This window comes from Flavobacterium sp., assembly GCF_043778725.1.
Classification (GTDB): domain Bacteria; phylum Bacteroidota; class Bacteroidia; order Flavobacteriales; family Flavobacteriaceae; genus Flavobacterium.
On record NZ_JAYWFT010000144.1, the window covers coordinates 1 to 8662 of the forward strand.

Sequence of the window (8662 nt, forward strand, 5' to 3'; positions counted from 1 at the left end):
TCCTTTATTGTAAATAAAACTGTTGTTGCTCACAAATACTTGAGCAACTAAATTGTTTGTTAAAAATAAATTTGACAAAGCTAAACTGAAAAATATAAACTTATTCATAATCAATTATTTAGTCTATAAAATTAAACAAAAAAATTAATTATCGTTATAAAAAACCAAAAAAATGATGATTCAATGCCCTACCACTCTATTTATGACGTTTAACAACTGCAAACAAAATAACAATAATTAAAAATATTAACATTTATATATATGATTATATTATTTTTTTAATATTTTTGAAATATTAATCTAAAAATATGAATAAATCTCTACGTATAATATCTAAAAAAAAAGGCACTTATTTACTTTTTCTCACCAACCTTTTTCTTCTCTTTTCAATAAACTTAACTGCTCAAACTGACACATGCTCTTCTGCAACTGTATTAACAGTTGGTTCTAGCTGTAGTACTACTAATTATAACGTTCTAAGTTCATACAATAATGATGGTGGAATTCCGTGTTCTGGCACGTCTTATAGAGATGGCTGGTATAGTTTCACTACAAACGCAACAACAACCTCAATACTAATTGACGGAACAAGTAATAGACAAATGGGATTGGCCATTTATTCTGGAACTGGTGCCTGTAATACATTAGTTCAGGTTGCTTGTATTGTCCCTAACTCTGCCAATGCTTCTCTTGCAGCAACTGTTTTGCCTAATACAACTTACAGCCTTCGTATTATGAGAACTAATAATAATTCTGCAAATAACATGACTGGCACAATATGTATTTATGCTTCTTCATCACCGTCTAATAACTCGTGTAGCTCAGCAACAAATTTACCTTGCGGTACAACAAACCTAAACGGAACTACAGTAGGCACAACAAACATTATCAACGGAACTGCTTGTTCTATGGCAAACTATGGCGTTTGGTATTCTTTTATTGGTGATGGAAATAATGCTACAATTTTGGCAACAACAACAAGTTATGATATAGAAATGTCAATTTCTAGTGGTTCTTGTGGTTCTTTAACAAATATTTCTTGTCAAGATGTAGCTTTATCCAGCGGAACAGAAACGTATTCATTCTTAACCACTTTGGGTAATAATTATTACATTTACATTGCTTATTATGCAAGCGGAAATACAACAACTGGAACATTTACTATATCAAGAACTTGTTCAATACCAAGTAATCCATGTACTTCAATACCCAATATTGCTTCATGCGGAACAACAACTAATGCAACAATTGCCTCAGGAACAGGAATTTACAACCCATCCTCTTGCGGCTGGACAACACCAGGGAATGAACAAATTTATACTTTCACTCCTACATCAACAGGAAATTATACCATCAGCCAAGTTAGTTCTTTTTCTTTTATTGATTATCAATTTAAATTAGCTTCTTTGGGATGCAACAACTCTGGATGGACTTGTATTGATGATATGTCAGGAGCGGCAACAAGTCCGCAGTTTACAATGTCCGCCGGAATTCAATATTACATACTTCTTGATCCAGAAAGCGCGACAGGAGGAACCATTAGTTTCAGCCTAAATTGTCCTTTAAGTGCTCCAACAAATGATGATTGCATCAATGCTATTGCGTTATCTGCTTCAAGCGCATGCAACTATGTTACTTTTTCTAATGCTGGCGCTACAACTAGTATTGGATCACCAGCTCCTTCATGCTCTAGTTATTCTGGCGGCGATGTATGGTTTTCTACAGTTGTACCTTCAAATGGTATCTTAACAATTGATTCACAAACAGGAATAATAACCGACGGTGGAATGGAATTGTACTCGGGTAATTGTCTAGGATTGACATCAATAGGTTGTGACGATGATTCAAGTAATAATGGTCTAATGCCATCTATTACTATAACTGCATTAACGCCAGGACAAACTATCTATATAAGATTTTGGGAATATGGCAACGATAATAATGGAACTTTTGGTATATGTGTAACAAGCCCTTTACCTCCAACAAATGATAATTGTAGCGGAGCAATTTCTTTGGCTACTAATCCAACAGTAACATGCACAATAAACAACTCAACTAATTCTCTTGGCGCTACACAATCTCAAATTGGATGTGCCGGAAATGCCGATGACGATGTTTGGTTTCAATTCACAGCAACAGATATAAATCACACTATAACCGTAACTCCTACTACTTTAAACAATGCAGTTTTTGAAGTTTTTAATGGAAACTGTAGTAGTTTAACAAGTTTAATTTGTGTTAATAATACAACTGGTTCTAGCATAGAGACAACTACTCTTTCAAGTTTAATTATTGGAGCCACCTATTTTATTAGAGTTTATAGTAATGCAAATGCAAGCGGACAAGGAATTTTTAATATCTGTATCACAACTCCTTGCAATATTGGAACTGGATTAGGAACTTCAAGTATGGGATGTCCAACAAATATTGCAGGCGGATTAGCCTTAAACGGATTAGATCCTGCTCCAATTATAAATTGTACTGCATCAACCTGTACTTCATTAGAAGCTAATTATTTTCCACTTGGACAAACAACAAATTATAGTGTTCAATCCATAGCTTATAATCCTCCATATCAATTTGGATGCCTTCAAAACTCTGTAAGTATAAATGTTGACGATGTATGGTCACCAACAATAAACTTACCTTTCAATTTTTGCTATTATGGAAACACTTACAGTCAATGTCTAATTGGTTCTAACGGATCATTAACTTTTGACCAAACTAGCAATGCTCCTAGCGGCTATTCAACTTGGTCATTCGCTAACAATCTTCCAAGCACTACCTTATTTTTAAACACAATATTTGGCGCTTACCATGATATTGATCCAAGCAAAGGCGGTGAAGTTGGTTGGGAATTAATAACATTAAACTCAGGATGTAGAGCATTAGTTGCTTCTTGGTTCGAAATACCAATGTTTTCATCAGCATGTAATTCACAACTTTATACAGGCATGATAGTTTTATATGAAAACACTAACATTATAGAAGTTTATATAAAAGAAAAAAATGTTTGCGCATCATGGAATTCAGGAAATGCAGTTGTTGGTGTTCAAAACTCAACTGGAACTCAAGCTGTAGTTGCTCCCAACAGAAATTCAACAGATGCTGACTGGACTACTACTAATGAAGCATGGAGATTTATTCCATCGGGCACATCAATTACTTCTGTAACTTGGTATGAAGGAATAGGTACATCTGGAGCAGTAATTGGAAACACTAATATAATAAATGTATGTCCATCTGCGACGACAACATACACTGCAAAAGTTTCTTATATTTTTTGTAATGGTACAACTTTAGACTTGACAGACCCAACAACAATCATTATCAGTAATAGAAAAACATGGAATGGATTTATTGACAGCGACTGGAACAAGCCTTTAAACTGGACACCAAACAACTCAATACCTAACTCAAGTGACTGTGTAATAATTCCTGTAACAGCTAATAATCCTATAATTTCTGGATCCAATTATAATGGTTTGGCAGGAACATTGTCAATTTATAATAGCGCAACATTAACTGTAAATTCTAATAACAATATTACCGTTACTGACTGGGTTAACGTTCAAGCAACTGGAACATTTTTAATTATGAATTCTGCAAGTTTAATTCAAGTTAATAATGTTGCCAATACAGGAAATATAATTTACAAAAGAACAGCTAACAATATTAGAAGTTTAGACTATGTATATTGGTCTTCACCAGTTGCTGGATTTAACGTAAACAACATAGTTTCACCACTAGTTTCTGGGCCTATTTGGCGTTGGAATCCTATAATATCTAATCCAAATGGAGGTCAAGGTAATTGGGAGAATGCAACAGGAGACACAATGTTACCAGCAAAAGGTTATATTGTAAGAGGACCAAGTAGTTTTAGCCCTACTACATTTACTGCTTTAAACGGAAGTTTTACTGGAGTTCCTAACAACGGAAATATAAATTATACCATTTCTAGAGGAGCAGACCAAAACACAATATACCATCAAGGAACAAACGGAACAGAAATAAATAATTTTAGTGATAATTGGAATTTAGTAGGAAATCCATACCCATCAGCTATAAGAGGAAGTCAATTTCTATTCAATAACAATTCGAAAATTGAAGGAAATATAAGACTTTGGACGCACGGAACTTTACCTTCTAATATAGCAAGTCCTTTCTACAACAGTTTTGTTTACAACTATAATCCAGGAGATTATTTTACCTATAATTTTACAGGATCAAGTTGCTGTCCTGCAGCACCTGCCGATTTATTTATTGGTGCAGGTCAAGGCTTTTTTGTTCAAATGAAAGATGGGCCAACAGGAAGTAATACCATTGTTTTTAATAATAGTTTAAGAAGCGCAACATTTGACAATAGTCTTTTTTATCGTGATGAAGAAACTAATAATTTCTCTAAAAAAATTGAAGTTGAAAATATAGTAAGAAATAGAATTTGGCTTGACCTTATAGATTCTAACAACACTTCAGATAGAACTTTATTTGGATATATTCAAGGAGCAACCATGGGCAAAGACACTTTTTTTGACTGTAAGACTTTAAATACTGGATCAATGGCTATTTATTCATTAATAAACAGTAATGAAAAATATTTAATTCAAGGACGACAATTACCTTTTAACACAAATGACGAAGTACCAATTGGAATTCATATTCAAAATGCTGGAACCTACAATATAGCATTAGCAGGAATTGATGGATTATTTAATTTCCAAAACATTTATTTAAAGGACAAGCAATTAGACATTATACATGATTTAAAAATTGCACCTTATCGTTTCACAACTATGAGCGGAACTTTAAATGAAAGATTTAAAATTGTGTACATTAACGATGCATCAATTATTAAACCCCAGCCTACATCTAACGTTCTAAAAGTAATTGCTAATGAAAATATTAGTATTGATTCAAGTATAGAAATTATCGAATCTATAACAGTATACGACGTAAACGGTAAAAAATTAGAAACATACAACACAATTAATTCTAATGTTTTTACAATTTCAAATTTAATAAAAAATAACAGCACCTTATTTTTACAAATTAAATTAAAGAGCGGAGTTGTTGTAAATCAAAAAGTTATATATTGATAAATTGCAAAAACCTCCAAAAAGACCTTGAATTTAAATAATCAAGGTCTTTTTCATTTGCATAAGCTTCTCGTTCAAATGAAATATTTTTATAAGCACTAAATTTATCTTTATATTGAACCAATCGAAACAAATACTCCAATAAATACCAAACATAAAACGGAATTATTAACAATTCCAATTGTTGTCGAATATGAATTTTTTCATGATTAAGAAAGACTTTATTTAGTTTATCATTCTTATCAGCCAAAAAAACAAACGGATAAAAAGTCAATCCTCGAAAACCTCTTGGCGTTAAATATTTAAAAACAATTAGAATCATATCCTGCAAAGTTGCTAAATTTCTTCTCTTAAATTATATTTTACCAAAGGAAAGAAGTAATCTTGGTTAAAAATATTTAATTTTGAGAAAAATTAAAAATAAAATTTTTAAGGCGATTTGTAGTTATGAATGAAGATTTGAATCCAAATAATTTAAAAGAAGGCGAAGACTATTACCTAACTCCAGAAGGCTATCGGTGTTTTACCGAAAAACACCACTTAAAACGTGGTTATTGTTGCAAAAGTGGTTGCCGACATTGCCCATACGGATTTGATAAAAAAACAAATACAATTAGAAAATGAGAAAATTAGTTAATTAGAAAATTACTTCTAAACTTTTAAACTCTTAAACTTATAAACTCAAATATGACTTTTCAACAACAAATACTTCAAGGAATTTCATCGGTTTTACCAAATCCTAAACCATATGAAATCGAAATAAATCATGCTCCAAAACGCAAAGAAATTCTTTCACAAGAAGAAAAAAAATTGGCTTTAAAAAATGCTTTACGCTATTTTGATGCTAAACATCATGCAGAATTACTTCCAGAATTTAAAGCTGAACTTGAAACCTACGGAAGAATTTACATGTACCGTTTTCGTCCAGATTATAAAATCTATGCTCGACCAATTTCGGAATATCCTGGAAAATGCGAACAAGCAAAAGCCATAATGTTGATGATTCAAAATAATTTGGATTATGCAGTAGCACAACATCCACATGAATTAATTACTTATGGCGGAAACGGAGCCGTTTTCTCCAATTGGGCTCAGTATTTATTGACCTTGCAGTATTTGGCAACAATGACCGAAGAACAAACTTTGGCTATGTATTCTGGTCATCCTATGGGATTATTTCCTTCACATAAAGAAGCTCCAAGAGTTGTAGTCACTAACGGAATGGTAATTCCAAATTACTCTAAACCTGATGATTGGGAAAAAATGAATGCCTTGGGCGTTTCGCAATACGGACAAATGACCGCTGGAAGTTATATGTACATTGGTCCGCAAGGAATTGTTCACGGAACGACTATAACCGTTTTAAACGGATTTAGAAAAATAAAAAAATCGCCAAAAGGTGGATTATTCGTAACTTCTGGACTTGGCGGAATGAGCGGCGCACAACCAAAAGCAGGAAATATTGCAGGTTGCGTAACCGTTTGTGCCGAAGTAAATCCGAAAATCACACACATTCGTCATTCGCAAGGTTGGATTAACGAAGTATTTGAAAATATCGAAGAATTAGTTCCAAGAGTTAGAAAAGCAATGGAAAATAATGAAATTGTTTCTATTGCTTATTTAGGGAATGTTGTCGATGTTTGGGAACGTTTCGATCAAGAAAATCTTCACATCGATTTAGGTTCCGATCAAACTTCTCTCCACAATCCTTGGGCTGGAGGTTATTATCCAATAGGTTATACCTTTCAAGAATCAAATGATTTAATGGCAAATAATCCTGACAAATTTAAAGAAGAAGTCCAAAAAACATTGCGCCGTCATGCTACAGCAATTAATAAACATACCGAAAAAGGAACATACTTTTTCGATTACGGAAATGCCTTTTTACTAGAAGCTTCTCGTGCTGGAGCAGATGTTTTTGCAGAAAATCATATCGATTTCAAATACAACAGCTACGTTCAAGACATTATGGGACCAATGTGTTTCGATTACGGTTTTGGACCATTCCGATGGGTTTGTGCCTCAGGAAATCCTGAAGATTTAGCCAAAACTGATAAAATTGCTTGCGATGTTCTGGAAGAAATGATGAAGAATTCTCCTGAAGAAATCCAACAACAAATGGCAGATAATATTCAATGGATTAAAGGCGCACAAGAAAATAAATTGGTAGTTGGCTCGCAAGCAAGAATTCTGTATGCCGATGCCGAAGGTCGAATTAAAATCGCCGAAGCATTCAATCAAGCTATTGCTCGTGGCGAAATTGGCTACATAATTTTAGGTCGTGATCACCATGATGTTTCAGGAACAGATTCGCCTTACAGAGAAACTTCCAATATTTATGACGGTTCACGTTTTACTGCCGATATGGCCATTCAAAATGTTATTGGAGACAGCTTTCGCGGTGCAACTTGGGTTTCCATTCATAATGGTGGTGGCGTTGGTTGGGGTGAAGTTATAAATGGTGGTTTTGGTATGGTTCTTGATGGAACTAAAGAAGCATCAAAACGTTTAGAATCAATGCTTTTCTGGGATGTAAACAACGGAATTTCCAGAAGAAGTTGGGCAAGAAACGAAGGCGCAATTTTTGCAATAAAAAGAGCCATGGAGACGCAACCTTTATTGAAAATTACCATCCCTAATATAGTGGACGAATCATTATTCTAGTTTCAGGTTTCAAGTCAAATCTTTCTAACCTTTCAAACCTGAAGCCATAAACTTGAAACACAAAAATAAAATACTATGAAAACATTTAAAATTTTACCGTTACTCCTACTCTTCATTCTTACTTCTTGCAGTTCGGTGAGTGTAAACTCTGATTACGACAAAAAAGCCAATTTTGAGGGTTATAAAACCTATGCATACTTAAAAAGTGCCATTGATAAAGTTGAAATATCAGATTTAGATAAGAAAAGAATTTTGAGATCAATAGACGAGTCTATGATTGCTAAAGGTTATACCAAAAGTGAAACACCAACTATTTTAATAAGCATCTTCACTAAAGAAAACGAAAGGGTTGATATTTATAACCACAACGGATTTGGATGGGGTTGGAATCCTTATTGGGGAACGAATAATACTAACGTTATAAGAACTCAAGAAGGAACATTATACATTGATTTAATAGATGCAAAAACAAAAGAATTAGTTTGGCAAGGTGAAGGAATTGGGTATTTAACAAAAGATACAGAAAAGAAAGACCAAAGAATAAAAGAATTTGTAGATAAAATTCTAGCGCAATATCCACCAACACCAAAAAAATAATTTATTGTAAAATGATCAATAAATAGATTTATTTTTAATAAATATCTTTTTTTATATCATTATTACTGATTTTTTAATAAAAATTATAAGATTTTTCAATTTTATAATTTAAAATTAAAAAAAGAATATACATTTGTAAATCAAATAACAAAAATGCAAAATACAAACAACAATATCGTCTCAATTATTATCATTCCAGAAATGGAATAGGAGATTTTGTTTTATTTAATTATATAGAAACCTCCTAAATTTTAGGAGGTTTTTAATTTTATATCAAATATGAAAAATTTAGTTACAATTATTAG

General features: G+C 32.8%; 5 protein-coding genes. 4 read left to right on the top strand and 1 reads right to left on the bottom strand.

What is annotated here, in order from left to right; all coding sequences use genetic code 11:
- Positions 1-308 precede the first annotated feature (308 nt).
- Positions 309-5096, top strand: coding sequence for a hypothetical protein (locus ACH2CG_RS13550; protein WP_395066086.1), 4788 nt, complete (start codon positions 309-311; stop codon positions 5094-5096).
- Here the strand turns inward: ACH2CG_RS13550 and ACH2CG_RS13555 are convergent.
- A complete protein-coding gene (locus ACH2CG_RS13555; RefSeq protein ID WP_395066088.1) occupies positions 5086-5418 on the bottom strand; it encodes a hypothetical protein in 333 nt (110 codons plus the stop codon). The two genes, ACH2CG_RS13550 and ACH2CG_RS13555, sit on opposite strands and share 11 nt — an antisense overlap.
- Before the next feature lie 125 nt (positions 5419-5543).
- Between ACH2CG_RS13555 and ACH2CG_RS13560 the strand changes: the two genes are divergently transcribed.
- The 3 genes from ACH2CG_RS13560 (at position 5544) to ACH2CG_RS13570 (ending at position 8357) form a co-directional block, all read left to right on the top strand.
- On the top strand, positions 5544-5720 hold the full coding sequence (locus ACH2CG_RS13560) for a DUF5522 domain-containing protein (protein WP_395066090.1): 177 nt from the start codon (positions 5544-5546) through the stop codon (positions 5718-5720).
- A 63-nt stretch (positions 5721-5783) separates the two neighbouring features.
- A complete protein-coding gene (locus ACH2CG_RS13565; RefSeq protein ID WP_395066092.1) occupies positions 5784-7760 on the top strand; it encodes a urocanate hydratase in 1977 nt (658 codons plus the stop codon).
- Between the two features lie 75 nt (positions 7761-7835).
- Positions 7836-8357 (top strand): DUF4136 domain-containing protein, encoded by a 522-nt coding sequence (locus ACH2CG_RS13570; protein ID WP_395066094.1) that lies wholly within the window; start codon positions 7836-7838, stop codon positions 8355-8357.
- The last annotated feature ends 305 nt before the right edge of the window (positions 8358-8662 follow it).